The organism is Amycolatopsis sp. NPDC051071 (assembly GCF_040682875.1).
GTDB lineage: Bacteria > Actinomycetota > Actinomycetes > Mycobacteriales > Pseudonocardiaceae > Amycolatopsis.
In genome coordinates this window covers 7640-25799 of sequence record NZ_JBFBBY010000066.1, presented here as the reverse complement: position 1 = coordinate 25799, position 18160 = coordinate 7640, and the positions used below count along the sequence as shown (strand labels likewise).

1 protein-coding gene is annotated in these 18160 nt (G+C 71.1%); it reads right to left on the bottom strand.

What is annotated here, in order from left to right:
• Positions 1 to 7: 7 nt before the first annotated feature.
• Positions 8 to 18091 (bottom strand): non-ribosomal peptide synthase/polyketide synthase, encoded by an 18084-nt coding sequence (locus AB0M65_RS21730; RefSeq protein WP_364030142.1) that lies wholly within the window; start codon positions 18089 to 18091, stop codon positions 8 to 10.
• Between the last annotated feature and the right edge of the window lie 69 nt (positions 18092 to 18160).

The following is an 18160-nucleotide window of genomic DNA, read 5'->3' as shown; positions in this document are numbered from 1 at the left end:
CGTGTCCTCACAGTTCGGTGGTGGGGTCACCGGAGGCGAGGAGTTCGAGATCCCGCAGGATCATCTCCTCGACCGTCTCGGCCAGTACGGCCACGGTGCGGGCGGTCAGTACGTCACGCGGGGTGAGCCGGATGTCGAACACCGCGCTCGCCCGGGAGGCGATGTGCAGGCTCCGGATCGAATCCCCGCCGAGGTCGAAGAAGTTCTCCCCCACGCCGACTCGCTCCAGCCCGAGCACCTCGGCCCAGATTCCCGCCACGACACGTTCGGTGTCGGTCTCCAGGGCGGTGTAGGCCGGTCGCGACTCGGCCGGAGCCGGCACGGGCAACGCACGCCGATCGAGCTTTCCATTGCGGCTCAAGGGAAGCGTGTCGAGCTGGACGAACGCCGACGGGATCAGATAGTCCGGCAGCGTCCGGCCGAGGAAGGCCTTCAGCTCTTCCGCGAGCAGGTCGTCACCCACCAGGTAGGCGACGAGCAGTTTGACGCCCGGCCGATCCTCGCGGACGAGCACCGCGGCCTGGCTGATCGCGGGGTGGGCGGCCAGCGCCGCTTCGACCTCACCCGGTTCGATCCGGAAGCCGCGGAGTTTGGCCTGGTCGTCGAGCCTGCCCAGGAACCGGACCCGTCCGTCGGCGGTCCAGGCGGCGAGGTCCCCGGTGCGGTACATCCGCGTACCCGGCGGCCCGTACGGATCGGCGATGAAGCGATCCGCGGTCAGGCCTGGACGGGCGAAGTAGCCACGGGCGAGCCCGGCTCCGCTGATGAACAGCTCTCCCGGGACCCCTGGCGGAACCGGCGTCAGGTCGGGACCGAGTACCTGGACGCGCATCCCGTCCAGCGGACGGCCGATCGGCACCACGGCCGGTACTTCGTCCACAGTGGACATCGGGAACGATGTGGCGAAGGTGGTGGTCTCGGTGGGACCGTAGCCGTCCACCACCCGCAGACCGGGGCAGGCGCCCAGCACCTGCCGGACGGTGGCGGCCGGGACGACGTCGCCACCGGTCCAGACCTCGCACAGGCCGGTGAAGCAGTCCGGCGCCTCCTGGGCCAGCACCCGGAACAGGCCCGCGGTGAGCCAGAGACCGGTCACTCCGTCCTCGGCGATCGCGTGCCGCACGGCGTGGGCGTCGACGTCGGCGGGCGGTGCCACGACGACCGTGCCGCCGTTGAGCAGCGGCACCCACAGCTCGTAGGTGGTGGCGTCGAAGGCGGGCGGCGAGTGCAGGAGCACCCGCTCGTGCGCGCCGCCCGAGAACCGCCGGTCCGCCGCCAGCGCGGCGACGTCGCGATGACGGACGGCGACCCCCTTCGGTGTCCCGGTGGAACCGGAGGTGAACATCAGGTACGCCACCTGCTCGGGATCGACCGGCACACCAGGATCGTGGTCCGGACCCGTCTCCGGCTCGACCACGACGTGTCCCTTGTGCACGCGCGAAAGGGTGTTCAGCCAGGTCTCGTCGGTGACGGCGTACTCGACGCCGGTCAGCAGCAGCCGCAGGCGCTCGTCCGGGGCACGGGTGTCGAGGGGCACGTAGACACCACCCGCCTTGGCGATGGCGAGTTCGGCGACCACGAACGCGCTCGACCGTTCAGCCGCGAGGCCGACCCGGTCCTCCGGCCGGAGACCGAGTGCGAGCAGCCGGTGCGCCAGTCGGTTCGCTCGCCGGTCCAGCTCCGCGTAGCTCAGGCTCTCGCCGCCGGACACGACCGCGGGCGCGTCCGGACGTTCGCGGACCTGTCCGGCGAACAGCTCCGGCAGCGAGCGTGCCGCCGGCTCGTCGCCGGTGTCGTTCCAGTCGCTCAGCACGAGCCGTTCCTCGTCCGCGTCGAGCACCGGCACCCGGCCCAGCGGGCGGTCGCCGTCGGTGGCGAGTTCGCGCAGCAGCAGGAGCAGCCGCCCGGCGATGCCTTCGATGGTCGCCCGGTCGAACAGACCGGGGTCGTAGCCGAGTTCCACCCCGAGCCGCGGCCCCGGCGACGAGACAACGGTGATCGGGAAGTTCGTCGTCTCCAGGGCCGCGAGATCGCGGACGCGTAAGCCGTGCTCGGCGGCCGCGTCGCCGGTGATCGGATAGTTCTCGAACACCACGAGGCTGTCGAACAAATTCACGCCACCGGGCAGACCGGTCCAGGTCTGGAGCCTGCTCAGCGGTACGAAGTCGAATCCGCGCGCCTCCGCCTGGGCGTTCTGCAGGTCCTTCAGCCATCGGGCCACGTTCGCCGAACGGTCGACGTCGGCGCGCACCGGCAGGGTGTTGATGAAGATGCCGAGGATGCCGTCCACTTCGGACAGTTCGGCGGGCCTGCCGGACACGGTGGCACCGAACACGACGTCATGGCGTCCGCTGTAGACCGACAGCAGCAGCGCCCAGGCGCCCTGAACCATGACGTTGAGCGTGAGCCCGTGCCGCTTGACGAAGCCGTCGAGCCGGGCGGTATCCGCTTCGTCCAGCGAATACGGCAACCAGCTCGCCGAACAGGTCGTGTGGTTCTCCGACGGCGCCCGGTCCCACGGCAGTGGTGTCGGCTCCGCCACGCCGTCGAGGGTGCGCCGCCAGAACCGCTCCGCCTCGTCGGCCGCATGGTCAACGTCACGCTCGCCCAGCCATTCCAGGTAGTCCCGGAAGGGACGCCGGGACGGCAGTGCTCCGCCGTCGTGTGCCGCGCACAGGTCGGCGAGCACGCCGAACACGCTCCAGCCGTCCAGCAGGACGTGGTGGAAGGTCCACAGCACCTGCGCTTCGGTATCCGATAGCCGGGCGAGCGCGACGCGCATCAAAGGTGCGCGGGCGAGGTCGAGGCCCTCCTCGCGGTCCTCGGCCAGCAGACGCCGCAGCCGATTCGCGCGTTCGGCTTCGGACAGATCGGTCCAGTCGAGCCGCCGGATCGGCAGCGTCACGTCGCGATGCACGACCTGGACCGGTTCCGTCAGGCCGTCCCACACGAACGCGGTCCGCAGCACCGGGGTGCGGTCGAGCACCTGCTGCCACGCACTGGCCAGCACGTCGAGGTCGGTGACGCCGTCGAGGACGAAGGTCGCCTGCTCGAAGTACAGGCCTTGCTCGCCCTGTGACAGCCCGTGGAAGACCATCCCGCCTTGCATGGGGGTCAGCGGGTAGACGTCCTCGACGTCGCGGCCGTCACCCACCAGCCGGTCCACCTGGGACTGGCCGAGTGCGGTGAGCGGGAAGTCCGACGGTGTCCGGCCGCCCGCGCCGGGTTCGGCGCAGTGCTCGATGATGCCCCGCAGCGCGGCGAGAAAACCGGCCGCCAACGCGTCCACAGTGGACTCGTCGTGCAGGTTCGCCGAATACGACCAGGACACTTCGAGCGTGTCCCGCTCCACCCTGGCCACGACGTCGAAAGCGTGCGTCCGCGTCGCCGCCGGGTCGAGATCGGCGTCCAGTCCCCCGCGCATGGCGTGGTAGAGGCCGCCGAGGTCCCAGTCGAACCGGCCGAGATAGTTGAAGCTGACCGGTGCCTCGATCCGCGGCGCGGTCCCGGCGAGGTGGCACAGGGCGCCGTAGCCGATGCCGCGCCGGGGCACCGCCCGCAGCCGTTCCTTGACCGTCTTGAGCGCGGTACCCCAGTCCGCGGGGGCCTGCAGCGCGACCGGGAACATGCTCGTGAACCAGCCCGCCGTGCGCGAGAGGTCGACGTCGTCGAACAGGTCCTCGCGGCCGTGCCCCTCCAGGTCGACCACGACCTCCCGTTGTCCGGTCCAGTCGGCCAGCACCCGGCCGAGCGCGGTGAGCAGCACGTCGTTGACCTGCGTGCGGTAGACCTCGGGCACGTCCCGCAGCAACGCCTTGGTCTCGTCCGGATCGAGCCGGACGGTGACCGAGCGGGCCGAACCGATCGTGTTCTCGCCGTCGTGGTCCGCGGGCAGCGCGGCAGGCCGCGGGACGGCCCGCCAATGCGCCAGTTCGTCGTCGAAGCCACCCGCCGCGGTGTGCTCGGCGAGCCGGCACGCCCACGAACGGAACGACGTCGTCTTCGGGCCGAGGCCACCACCGCGGTAGGCGGTTTCGAGATCCTCCAGCAGGATCCGCCACGACACGCCGTCGACCACCAGGTGGTGTGCGGCCAGGGAAAGCAGCGGTCCGCCGTCGCGCGGACGGGACAGGACGGCCGAGAACAACGGGCCGTTCCGCAGGTCGAAGTCCTTTGTGGACATCTCGTCGGTGCGCAGCACGTCCACCGGCTCCGGTGGCGCGTTGTGCTGGTGCCAGCCGTCCTCGGTGCGCACGAACCGCATCCGCAAGGCGTCGTGCTGTTCCAGGACGGTGGTCAGTGCGGCGCGGAGCGCGGCCTCGTCGACGTCCTCGGCGAGTTCGACCAGGACGGACTGGTCGAACTGCTCGGGCTGGGTCGCGAAGAACCAGTGCTGGATCGGGGTGAGCGGGACGTCGCCGGTGACCGGGCCCTGTTCGGCGAGGGTCGGCGCCGGGCCTTGCGCGCTCGCGGCGAGTGCCCGGATCGTCGGATACCGGAACAGGTCCTTCGGCAGTAACCGCAGTCCGGCCCGCCGGGCTCGCGACACCACCTGGATGCTGAGGATCGAATCGCCGCCCAGCTCGAAGAAGTCGGCTTCCACACCTACTCCTTCGACCCCTACTCCTTCGACCCCTAGCACCTCGGCCCAGATCTCGGCGAGCGCACGTTCCGCGTCCGTGCCGGGCGCCGTCCACGCGGTCACCGGCCGGCTGAAGTCCGGCGCCGGCAGTACCGCCCGGTCGAGTTTCCCGTTGACGTTCAACGGAAGCTCCTCGAGTGGGACGAACGCGGCCGGGATCATGTAGTCCGGCAGGTCACGCGCGAGGAACTCCTTCAGCTCGGCCGTGCCCGGCGCGTCCGTCTCGGCGACGACGTAGGCCACCAGCCGTTTGACGCCCTGGTCTTCACGGGCGAGCACGGCGGCCTGTGCCAGACCGGGATGGGCCGCGAGCGCCGCTTCGATCTCACTGGGTTCGACGCGGAAGCCGCGGATCTTGAGCTGCTCGTCGACCCGGCCGGTGAACTCCAGCTGCCCCTCCGCCGTCCACCGCACGACGTCCCCGGTGCGGTACATGCGCTCGCCTGCCCGGAAGGGGTCGGCGACGAACCGGTCGGCGGTCAGCCCGGCGCTGCCAAGGTAACCGCGGGCCAGCCCTTCCCCCGCCAGATGCAGCTCGCCAGGGATCCCCGGCGGCACCGGCCGCAGCGCGCTGTCGAGGACGTAGGCCCGGGTGTTGTCCAAGGGTCCGCCGATCGGCACCACATCGGGCACCTCGCCGATCGACGACATCAGGCGCACGGTCGCGAAGGTCGTGGTCTCGGTGGGGCCGTAGACGTCGGCGACCACCGTGCCCGGACAGGCTTCCAGCACCCGGCGCAACGCGGTGGCGGGGACGGCGTCACCGCCGGTCCAGACTTCGCGCATCCCGGCGAAAGCACCCGGGGCCTCTTGCGCCACCAGCCGGAACAACCCTGTCGTCAGGAAAGCGCCGGTGACCTGATGTTCGGCGACGACGCGGGCGAGCGTGTCGACGTCGAGGTCACCGGGTGGCGCCACGACGACACAACCGCCAGCCAGCAACGGCACCCACAGCTCGTAGGTGGAGGCGTCGAACGAATGCGGTGAATGCAGCAGCACCCGCTCGTGCGCCCCGGTCCGGAACCGCCGGTCCCAAGCCAGCGCCACGACATCGCGGTGGCGCGCCGACACTCCCTTGGGCGTTCCCGTGGAGCCCGAGGTGTAGATGACGTACGCCAGGTTGTCCCGATGAGGCGCCGGCAGGCGGCGCGGCGTGGACGGCGCGGCGTCGGCGTCCTCGGCGACCAGGACCGGTCCGGCGTGGAGGGACCGGGCCACCGGCTCCCACTCCCGGTCGGTGACCAGCGCGGAAACCCCGGTGAGCAGGGTCTTCAGCCGTGCTTCGGGTGCGCGGGTGTCCAGTGGCAGGTACGCCCCGCCCGCCTTCACGATGGCCAGTTCGGCGACCACCAGCTCGGGCGCGCGTTCCATGAGCACGCCGACCAGCTCCTCGACCCCGAGGTCCAGTCGCTGTGCCAGCCGGTCCGCACGAGCGTCCAGCTCGGCATAGCTCAGCTCGACACCGTCGGCGGTCAGCGCGGGCGCGTCCGGCGTTCGCAGCACCTGCTCGGCGAACAGTTCACCGAGCGTGCGCTCGGGCACCGGGCTCGCCGTGTCGTTCCACTCGACGAGGACCTGTCGCCGTTCGGCGTCGGTGAGCAGGTCGATCTCATCCAGCGACCGTCCGAGATCCTCACCGAGGGCCCGCAGGACTCCGGTCAGCTGCCGGGCGATCCGGTGTGCCGTGGCCGGGTCGAACAGATCCGGGTCGTAACCGAGGTCGATGGACAACCGGTCGCCCGGTGAAGCGACCACACTGAGCGGATAGCTGGTCGTCTCGACCGCGTCCAGCGCCCGCAACCGCAGGCCGTGCGCGGTGGCCGCCTCCTCGTTGATCGGGTAGTTCTCGAACACCACCAGGCTTTCGAACAGGTTCGCCCCGGCGGGCACCCCGCTCCAGCCCTGCAGCCGGGTCAGCGGCAGATGCCCGTACCGGCGGGATTCGACCTGGCCCGCCTGCAGGCCCCGCAGCCACGACGACGCGCTGACAGCACCCGCCACGGTGACCCGGACCGGCAAGGTGTTGATGAAGATTCCGGCGATGTCGTCCGCCCCCGGCAGATCCACCGGCCGCCCGGAAACCGTGGTGCCGAAGCAGATGTCGCGGTCGCCGGTGTACCGCGCGAGCACCAGCGCCCACGCGCCCTGCAGGAGTGTGTTCAGCGTCAGCCCGGCGCACTGGGCGGTCTCACGCAAGCGCGTGGTCTCGTCCGTGTCCAGTTCGACGGTCAGCCATTCCGACGAGCGAGTGGTGTGAGCCTGCGCGGGCGGCCGGTCGAATGGCAGCCGCGCGGGAGCGGTGAGATCGCCGAGAACGGTCCTCCAATGCGCTTCGGCGAGCCGGTCGTCCTGATTCGCGAGCCACTCGACGTAATCGCGGAACGGCCGCCGCCGGGGCAGCTTCTCGGCTTCCCCGCGGGTGAACGCGCCGTGGCAGGCGAAGACGTCGGACAGGATGCCGAACACGCTCCACCCGTCGAGCAGCACGTGGTGGAAGGTCCACAGCACGCGGACCTCGGTGCCGGACAACCGCGCCAGCGTGAGCCGCAGCAACGGCACGGCCGCCAGGTCCATCCCTTCGGCCCGGTCGCGGTCGAGGACGGCACGCCAGGCGGTTTCACGCTCCACTTCGGACAGTGCGCGCCAGTCGTGGTGGATGACCGGCACGGTGACCTCACGCCCGACCACCTGCACGGGCTCGTCCACACCCTCCCAGACGATCCGCGTGCGCAGCACCGGCGTCCGGTCGACGACCCGCTGCCAGGTCCGCGCGAGGACCTCCGGCTCGGTGACGCCGTCAAGGACGAACGCCACCTGCTGGAAGTAGACCCGCTCCTCCCCCTGTGACAGGGCATGGAACACCATGCCGGACTGCATCGGCGTCAGCGGGTGGATGTCCTCGACGTCGGGGGTGGCGAGCCGGTCCACCGTCGCCTGGTCGAGCCGGGCGAGCGGGAAGTCCGACGGCGTGCGGCCCCAGGCACGGGGCTCGGCACAGTGTGCGACGATCGAACGCAACGCGGTGACCAGCGACTTCGCCAGCCGGACGACCGTCTCTTCCCGATGCACGCCCTCGGCGTAGTACCAGGAGAATTCCAGTTCGCCGCCTTCGACGCGGCCGACGACGTCCAGCAGATGCGCGCGGACCGAGCGCGGACTGTCGTCCGATTCGAGACGGCCGGATTCCGCGGCGAACCGGCCGAGGTAGTTGAAGCTCACCTGAGGGGCGATCTCCGGCGCCGTCCCGGCGAGGTAACGCAGGGCGCCGTAGCCGATGCCACGCCGGGGCACCGCCCGCAGCTGCTCCTTGACCGACTTCAGCGCCGTGCCCCAGTCGTCCGGGACGTCGAGCGCGACCGGGAACAGGGTGGTGAACCAGCCGACGGTCCGTGAGAGGTCGACGCCGTCGAACAGCTCCTCCCGGCCGTGTCCCTCCAGAGCCACCAGCACCCGGTCCCGGCCGGTCCAGTCGGCCAGTACGCGGCCCAGCGCGGTGAGCAGCACGTCGTTGACCTGCGTCCGGTACACGTCGGGCACCGCGCGCAGCAGCGCCGCGGTCTCCTCGGCGCCGAGGCGGGTGGTGACCTCTCGCATCGCCGCGACGGTGTTCGGACCGTCGCCGTCCACCGGCACGGCGGACTCCGCGGCCGTGGCGCGCCAATGACCGAGTTCTTCGTCGAACCCGCCCGCGGCGGTGTGCTCCGTCAGCCGTTCCGCCCACTCCTGGAAGGAGGTTCCGCGCGGGCCGAGGTCGACGACTTCTCCGCGTACCGCTTGCCGGTAGGCCTTGTCGAAGTCCTCCAGGAGCACCCGCCAAGACACGCCGTCGACCACGAGGTGGTGCGCGAACAAGGTGAGCCTGCCGGGCGCGGACAGCGTCGCGCGCAGCATCGGCCGGGTGGCCAGGTCGCGATCCACCGGCGTGTCCAGGAGGTAGGCCGCGGGATCGACCGGGCCGTTCACCTGCCGCCAACCTTGGCCGGTCCGCTCGAAGCGCATCCGCAGCGCGTCGTGGTGCTCGGCCAGCGCGGCCAGTGCGGCGCGCACCGCGCCGGGGTCGGCCGGAGCCGGTAGCTCGATCTCGACGCGTTGATCGAAGTGCCCGGGATCGTCGGTTTGGGTGGCGAAGAACCACCGCTGGATCGGGGTGAGCGCGACGCCGCCGCTGACCGGGCCCCGGTCGGCGGTTTCGTGGACGTCGACGGCCGAAGCAGCCAGTTCGGCGATGGTGCGGTGCGTGAACAGGTCACCGGGCAGCAGGTCGAGTCCGGCCTGCCGGGCTCGGGAAACCACTTGGATGCTGAGGATCGAGTCTCCGCCGAGCGCGAAGAAGTCGTCCTCGGCACCGACTCGTCCGACCCCCAGCACTTCGGCCCAGATGTCCGCGAGCACGGTTTCCCGGCCCGGCCGCGGCGCCACGTGCGCGGTGGCGCGCTGACCGCCGAAGTCGGGCACGGGCAGCTCCCGCCGGTCCAGTTTCCCGTTGACGTTCACCGGAAGCCGCTCCAGCGCGACGAACACCGCCGGGACCATGTAGTCCGGCAGGCCGCGGGCGAGGAACTCCCGCAGTTCTGCCGTGTCCGGCACGCCGTTCTCGCCGACGACGTAGGCCACCAAGCGTTTGACGCCGTTGTCCTCCCGCGCGAGCACCGCGGCCTGCGCGAGTCCTGGATGCGCACCCAGTGCCGCCTCGATCTCTCCCAGCTCGACGCGGAAACCGCGGATCTTGACCTGTTCGTCGACGCGGCCGACGAACTCCAGCTGCCCCTCCGCCGTCCACCGCACGATGTCCCCGGTGCGGTACATCCGCTCGCCGGTGCCGAAGGGGTCGGCGACGAACCGGTCCGCCGTGAGACCGGGGTTGGCGAGGTATCCGCGAGCGACACCCTCACCGGCGATGTGCAGCTCACCGGGGACCCCTGGCGGCACGACGGACAGCCCGGCGTCGAGGACGTAGGTCCGCGTGTTGTCCAGCGGTCCGCCGATCGGCACCACGTCCGGCACCTCGGTGACCGACGACATCGACCGGACGGTCGCGAAAGTGGTCGTCTCCGTCGGTCCGTAGACGTCCGCGACCACGATGCCCTGGCAGGCTTCCAGCACCCGGCGCAGTGCCACGGCCGGGACGGCGTCACCGCCGGTCCAAACCTCCCGCATTCCCGCGAAGCACCGCGGATCCTCTTGCGATACCAGCCGGAACAACCCCGTCGTCAGGAACGCCGCGGTGACCCGGTGCTCGGCGATCACGCGGCGAAGTGTCGCGACGTCCAGTTCCGGTGCCGGCGCGACGACCACACAGCCGCCGTTGAGCAGCGGAACCCACATCTCGTAGGTGGAGGCGTCGAACGAATGCGGTGAATGCAGCAGCACCCGCTCGTGCGCCCCGGTCCGGAACCGCCGGTCCCAGGCCAGCGCCACGACGTCCCGCTGCCGGGCGGCGACACCCTTGGGCGAGCCGGTCGAGCCCGAGGTGTAGATGACGTAGGCGAGCTGGTCACGATCGGCCGGGACATCCGGCGCCGTCGCCGGTTCGCCCGCGGCATCCGCGACCGTCAGTAGCTGTCCACAGTGGACTTCCTCGGCCTGCGGCCGCCGTGCCGTGTCGGTGACGACGATCTTCGCCTCGGCTTCGGTCAGCAGCAGGCGCAACCGGTCCGCCGGTGCCCGCAGGTCCACGGGCAGGTAGGCGCCGCCCGCCTTGATGATCGCCAGCTCCGCCACGACAAGGTCGGCCGAGCGGTCCATCAGCACCGCGACCCGCTCCTCGGCACGGACGCCGTGCCGCAGCAGGAGGTGAGCCAGCCGGTTCGCCCGGGCATCAAGTTCGGCGTAGGTCAGGGATTCGGTGTCGGTGACCACCGCGACGGCTGCCGGAGTGCGCCGGACCTGAGCTTCGAACAACGGCGCCGGCGCGTTGTCCGGTACTGCCGTGCCGGTGGCGTTCCACTCGTGGACCACGCGGTTTTCCTCGGCTTCGGTCAGCATCGTGACCGCCGAAACTCCTACGTCCGCCATCCCCCGCAACAGCACGCCCAGATGGGTCGCGAGCCGTTCGGCCGTCCCGGCGTCGAACAGGGCCGGGTCGTAGCCGAGTACCAGCGAAAGCCGGCGTCCCGGATAGACGACGACGCTGAGCGGGTAATTGGTCCGCTCGGCCGCTTCCAGCTCCCGTACTCGCGGCCCGTCGGCGAGTTCGTCGATCGGGTAGTTCTCGAACACCACGATGCTGTCGAACAAATTCGTCCCCGCCGGGACCCCGCTCCAGCCCTGCAGCCGGGTGAGCGCGAGATGCCCGAACCGGCGTGAGGAGACCTGCCGGGCTTGTGCCTCTCGCAGCCAGTCGATCAGCCCGGCACCGTGGTCCACGCGCATCCGCACCGGCAGGGTGTTGATGAAGATGCCGGTGATGTCGTCCACCCCAGGCAGTTCGGGTGGTCTGCCCGAGACGGTCGCGCCGAAACAGACGTCCCGCTCACCGCTGTATCGCGACAGCAGCAGCGCCCACGCACCTTGGACGACGGTGTTCACCGTCAGCCGATGGCGTCTCGCGAACGTGTACAGCCGGTCGGACGCGGCGTCGTCCAATTCGGCGGCCACCCGGTCGGCGGAACTGGTCGTGTGCCCGCGAGCGGCCACCCGGTCGTACGGCAACGGCGTCGCCGCGGACAGATCGGCGAGCTCGGCCCGCCAGTACTCCTCGGCGGCCCGGTCGTCCTGACGGGCCAGCCAGGCGAGGTAGTCCCCGAACGGCCGCCGTTCGGGGACCGCCCCGTCATCGCCCCGGGCCAGTGCGATGACGTCGGAAAGCACCTGGAAGACACTCCAGCCGTCGAGCAGCACATGGTGGAACGTCCACACCACCCGCACGGCGTCATCGGGCAGCCTGACGACGACGAGCCGCGTCAACGGCGCGCGGGCCAGGTCGAGCCCTTCCTCGGCGTCGGCCTCCAGCAGCCGCCGCAGCGCCTCCTCACGCTCCACAGTGGACAGTGCGGTCCAGTCGAGGTACGTGATCGGCAGCGTGACATCGCGTTCGACCAGTTGCAGCGGCGACGGCACGCTCTCCCAGACGACCCGGCTGCGCAGTACCGGCGTCCGGTCCACCACCCGCTGCCAGGACGCACCGAGCCGCCGCGGGTCGGGAACGTCGTCCAGTACGAAGGTCAGCTGTTCGAAGTAGGTCCGGGTGCCACCCGGCGCCAGAGCGTGGAAGACCATCCCTGCCTGCATCGGGGTCAGCGGGTAGAGATCCTCGACCCCGCCGCCGTCACCCACCAGCGCGTCCACTTGCCGCTGGTCCAGCGCGGCCAGGGGGAAATCGGACGGGGTCCGGCCGCCCGCGCCCGGCTCGGCGCAGTGCCGGACGATCTCCCGCAACGCTTCGAGCAGCGCGTTCGCCAGACCATCCACTGTGGACTTGTGGTGCACGCCCTCGGCGAAGAACCAGTCGAACTCCAGCGCGCCGCCGTCGATCCGGCCGACGACGTCGAGCAGATGCGGCCGGATCTCCTCCGGGGCGACGTCCAAGGTCAGTTCGCGGCCCGGCGCGGCGTACAAACCGCCGTCGGTGACCGGTGGGTCGAACCGGCCGAGGTAGTTGAAACTGACCGCCGGGGTGATCTCCGGCGCCGTCCCGGTGAGGTAGCGCAGGACGCCGTAGCCGATGCCACGGCTGGGCACCGCCCGCAATCGCTCCTTGACCGTCTTGAGCGCCCGGCCCCAGTCATCACCGGCTTCCAGTGCCACCGGGAACAGGCTGGTGAACCAGCCCACCGTCCGGGACAGGTCGGCGTCCTCGAACAGAGCCTCGCGGCCGTGGCCTTCGAGGTCCACCACGACGCGGTCATGACCGGTCCAGTCACGCAGGACCCGGCCGAGCGCGGTGAGCAGCACGTCGTTGATCCGGGTGCGGTACACGGCGGGCACGTCACGCGTCAGCGCGGTCGTCTCCGCTTCGGTCAGTCGCACCGTCACCGACCGGGCGGCACCGGCGGTGTTCTGCCCCGCGCCGTCCACCGGCACCGACGTGTCGCCGTCGAAGTCCCGCCAGTACGCCGATTCTCCGGCGAATCCGCCCGCCTCGGCCTTCTCGGCCAGGCGGCGGGCCCATTCGAGGAACGACGTCGACCTCGGTCCGAGGTCGACGGCCTCGCCCCGGACCGTCTGCCGGTAGGCCAGGTCCAGGTCTTCCAGCAGCACGCGCCAGGACACCCCGTCGACGACCAGGTGATGGGCGGCCAGCCGAAGCGTCTTGTGGCCGTCCTCTTCGGACAGCCACGCCCGCAGCAACGGCCCGCGGCCGAGATCCACTTCGGACGGTCCGGCGAGTACGTCCACCGGGCCGGGCGGCGGATTGACCTGACGCCACCGCCCGTTCAGTCGCTCGAACCGCATCCGCAACGCGTCGTGCTGCTCGATCAGCGCCGACAGCGCCGTGCGCAGCGCGGCCTCGTCGACCTCCGCGGTGAGTTCCATCGACAGCGACTGGTCGAACCGCTCGGGTCGCCGGGTCTGGGTGGCGAAGAACCACTCCTGGATCGGCGTCAACGGCGCCTCGCCGGACACCGGACCCCGCGCGGCCGTTCCGCCCGTCCCGGTGGCCGTGGCCGCCAGTGCCGCGACGGTCTGGTGCCGGAAAAGGTCGCTGGTGCTCAGCGCGAGACCCGCCCGGCGCGCACGGGCACCGACCTGGATGCTCAGGATCGAGTCACCGCCCAGGTCGAAGAAGTTGTCCTCGACGCCGACTTCGTCGAGCCCGAGCACCTCGGCCCAGATGCCTGCCAGCACGCGCTCGGGTTCCGTCCGTGGCGCCGTGTGGCGGACGGCCGACGGGTCGAGCGCCGGTTCGGGCAAGGCTCGCCGGTCGAGTTTCCCGTTGGGGCTCAAGGGAAGTGCGTCGAGCAGGACGATCGCCGACGGCACGAGGTAGTCCGGCAGTACCTCCGCCAGCGAGCTACGCACCGCCGTCGCGTCCGGTGCCGTGCCCGGTGCCGGGACGACGTAGGCCACGAGTCGCTTGCGACCGGCGTCCGTCCGCGCGAGCACCACTGCCTGCACGACGTCCGCCCGTTCGGTGAGCGCGGACTCGACCTCCGCCGGCTCCACCCGGAAGCCCCGGATCTTGACTTGATCGTCGGCGCGGCCGACGAATTCCAGCGTGTCGTCGGAACGCCAGCGCACCAGGTCGCCCGTGCGGTAGCACCGGCTTCCCGGCTCGCCGAACGGGTTCGCGAGGAAACGTTCGGCGGTGGCCCCGGGACGGTCGGCGTAGCCGCGTGCGAGGCCCGGCCCGGCGACGTACAGCTCGCCGACCACTCCCCGCGGCACCAGCCGTAGCCGGGCGTCGAACACGAAGGCCCGCATCCCGTCCAGTGGGGTGCCGATCGGCACGACGCCCGGCACGGACTCCGCTGAAGTCATCCGGAAGGCGGACGCGAACGTGGTCGTTTCGGTGGGCCCGTAACCGTCGACCACGGCCAGCCCGGGACAGGAGGCGAGCACCCGGCGGACCGTCTCCGCCGGGACCACGTCGCCGCCGGTCCAGACTTCGCGGACACCGGTGAAGCAGTCGGGTTCTTCTTGCGCGACAAGCCGGAACAGGCCCGCGGTGAGCCATAGCGCGGTCACGCCGTGCCGGGTGATCAGCTGCCGCAGCCGGTCGACGTCGAGGTCTCCCGGCGGCGCGACGACGACTTCGCCGCCGTTGAGCAACGGCACCCACAGCTCGTAGGTCGACGCGTCGAACGCCAGCGGCGAGTGCAGTAGTACCCGCTCGTGCGCGCCGCCAGTGAACCGGCTGTCCCTGGCGAGCGCGACGACGTCCGCGTGACGCACCGCGACGCCCTTCGGCACGCCGGTGGAACCCGAGGTGTACTCGACGTACGCCAGATTCTCGGGGTCCGAATCGACGCCCGGCCGGTCGCCGGGCTCCGCCGGGACGATCACCCGAAGCGGCCGCGGGTGGACATCGGCGGCGACGTCCACCCAAGTGGAATCGGTCAGCAGTAACGCGGAGCCGTCGAGGATCCGCCGCAGCCGCGCCGCCGGCGCACGCAGGTCGAGCGGCAGGTACGCGGCGCCGGCCTTGAGGACCGCCAGTACGGCGACAACGAGGTCGGCCGAACGGTCCATCAGGATTCCGACGCGGTCTTCCGCCCGCACCCCCAATTCGCTCAGGTGACGGGCGAGCCGATCGGCGCGCTCCTGCAGTTCGCGGTAGGTGAGCGAGGTGTCCCCACAGGTCACCGCCGTGGCATGGGGTGTCCGGGTGACCTGCTGGTCGAAGGCTGCCGGGACGGAGTCCACGGCGGTCACAGCGGTGCTATCGGGAAGGAGGAAACGCCGGTCCGCCTCCGTCGTGAGCGGCAGGTCACCGAGCGGCCGGGCGGGATCGGCGGCGATCCCGGTCAGCAGGGTCTCCAGCCGGACGGCCAGGCGTTCGACGGTGACGGCGTCGAACAGGCCGGTGCTGTACTCGATCGCGAGCTCGAAGGTTCCGTTACGCGGCCAGAACTCGATCACGAGGTCGAAGCGGGCCGACGGCCGGGGCAGGTCGTGCTCGGTCACCCGGAGTCCGGCGACATCGCGTGGCCGCACGAGTGGGCTCTGCAGAACGACGACGGCCTGCACGAGGGGCGTCCGGGAGGGGTCGCGTTCGGGCCGCACCGCGTCGACGACCCGGTCGAACGGCGCGTCGGCGTGCGCGAAGGCGTCCAGCACGGTTTCCCGGAACTCACCGAGGAATGCGGTGAACGGCCGGTCGTCGTCCACCCGCGAGCGCAGCACCAGGGTGTTGACGAAGAAACCGGTCAGCTTCTCCAGTTCGGCGCGGTCCCGGCCGGCGACGGCCGTGCCGACCGCGACGTCCTGCTGCCCGCTGTGGCGGGCCAGCAGGATCTGCACGGCGGCGGTCAGCGTCATGAACAGCGTCGCGCCGTGCTCGTGGCCCAGTTCGGTGAGCCGGTCGAACAAGGCCGCGGGCAGTGGCCGCCGGTGGACCGCGCCCTCGGTGGACCGCTGTGCGGCGCGGGGCCGGTCGGTCGGCAGGGCGAGCGGTTCGAGGCCGTCCAGCCGCCGGCGCCAGTACGCCAGGTGCGGGCGCAATGCCGGGCCGGTCAGCCGGGAGCGCTGCCAGGCGGCGAAGTCGGCGTAGCGCACCGGAAGTTCCGGCAGTGTGGTCCCGGCGTAGAGGTCCATCAGTTCCTCGGTGAGGATGCCGATGGACGCGCCGTCGGTGACGATGTGGTGCTGGCAGAGCACCAGCAGGTGTTCCCGGTCCGCCAGTTCGAACAGGGTGGCGCGGGTCAGCGGGCCGCTCCGGAGGTCGAACGGCCGCGACAACTCCGTGGCCAGCTCGCCGTCCAGATCGTCCTTTTCGGACAGTCGGCGGACCTGGAGCGGGATGACGGCGGACTCGGTGCTCCGCTGGACGCCCTCGTCGTTTACCACGTCGAAGGTGGTGCGCAGGGAGTCGTGGCGTGCGCGGAGCAGGTCGAGCGCGTTGGCGAGGGCGTCGACGTCCAGCGGGCCGGAGAGCCGCAGCCCGACGCCGGTGTTGTTCTCGGTCGCGGCGTTCCCGGAAAGTTCGTCGAGGAACCACAGCCGTCGCTGTGCGGGGGAAATCGGCACCGGACGGCCGTCGGGGGCGACCGGGATCGGCTCGGTCCGGGCCGGGTCCGGAGTCTCCGGCAGCAGCCGGGCGAGCCGTTCGACGCTCGGGGCGTCGAACAGCGCCTTCGCCGTCAGCTCTGTCCCGAACTCCGTGCGCAGCCGGGAAAGCACCTGCACGACGAGGATCGAGTCACCGCCCCTGGCGAAGAAGTCGTCGGTGGCGCCCACCGGGCCGCCGCCCAGCACATCGGCCCAGATCGCGGCGACCCGCCGCTCGGCGACGGTCCGCGGCTCGACGTACGCCGCCGCTTCCGCCGGTGGTGCGGGCAACGCGCGCCGGTCGACCTTGCCGTTGGCGTTCAGCTCCAAGCCATCCAGGACGACGAACGCCGAGGGGACCATGTAATCCGGCAGTGTCTCGGTGAGCAACGCGCGCAGGCCGTCCGGTTCCTGTCCGCCGTCGCCACGGGTGACGAGATACGCGACGAGCCGTTTGACGCCCGGCCGGTCTTCCCTGGCCACGACCACGGCCTCACTGACGTCGTCGTGCCGGCGCAGCACGTCTTCGATCTCACCGAGTTCGATACGGAAGCCGCGGATCTTGACCTGTTCGTCGGCGCGACCGAGGAATTCCAGCTCGCCACGGTCGTTCCGGCGCACGACGTCACCGGTGCGGTACATGCGATCGCCGTCCGGGCCGAGCGGGTCGGCGACGAACCTCTCCGCGGTCAGTCCCGGACGCGCCTGGTAGCCGCGCGCCAGCCCCGTCCCGGCGAGGTGCAACTCCCCCGGCTCGCCGTCGGCGACCGGGTTCAGCCCGGTGTCCAGCACGTAGGCCCGCATCCTGTCCAGCGGCCGCCCGATGGGCGGGCGTTCCGGCACCGAATCGGGTGACGGCAGCCGGTGCGAGGTGGCGAATGTCGTCGTTTCGGTGGGCCCGTACCCGTCGACCACGACGAGGCCCGGGCAGTGTTCGAGGACGCGGCGGACCGGATCCGCCGGGACCGCCTCCCCGCCGGTCCAGATTTCCCGCACACCGCGGAAGCAGTCCGGTGCCTCCTGAGCCACCACCCGGAACAGCCCGGCGGTCAGCCACAACGCCGTCACCCCGTATTCGGAGATCATCCGGCGCAACATCTCGACCCCGAGGTCACCCGGCGGCGCGACCACAACGGTGCCACCGCTCAGAAGCGGCACCCACAGCTCGTAGGTCGACGCGTCGAACGCCGGCGGCGAGTGCAGCAGGATCCGCTCGTGCGCGTCACCGAACCGGCTGTCGGCCGCCAGCGCCGCGACGTCCCGGTGCGTCACGGCGACGCCCTTCGGCACACCGGTCGAACCGGAGGTGTACATCACGTACGCGAGCTGGTCCGGATCCACCACCGAGCCAGGCGAACCGGAGGATTCGCGCTCCAGAGTGGGGTCGTCGAGGCGCTGCAGACGGACGCCGGGAAGCGGATCCTCCCCGTCGGTGAGCAGGACCGAAGCCCCCACCTCCGCGAGCACCCGGCGCGACCGCGCTTCGGGAGCCCGCGCGTCGAGCGGCACGTAGACACCGCCGGCCTTGACGATCGCGACTTCAGCGACGACGAAATCGGCCGACCGCGTCAGGCTCACGGCGACCGGGTGTTCGGCGCGGACGCCGAGCCGCGCCAAGCGGTGCGCGAGCCGGTTGGCCCGCTCGTCGAGTTCCCGATAGGTCAACGGCACGAAATCCCCGCTCACGGCGATCGCGTCCGGGGTGCGCGCCACTTGACGCGCGAACAGTCCGGGGAGGCTCGCGCCTGCTTCCGCGGCCGGCTCAGGGTGAGGGGCTCTGGCGATGTCCTGGGATGTCATGAAACGTCGAACCTTCCGAGCGCGCGTCGAGGACCGCCTCAAGAGACGGTGGGACGAAGACAGGGGGAA

Coding starts and splice junctions, on each gene's coding strand:
- AB0M65_RS21730 (WP_364030142.1), bottom strand. CDS start 18,091: ATGACATCCCAGGACATCGCCAGAGCCCCTCACCCTGAGCCGGCCGCG.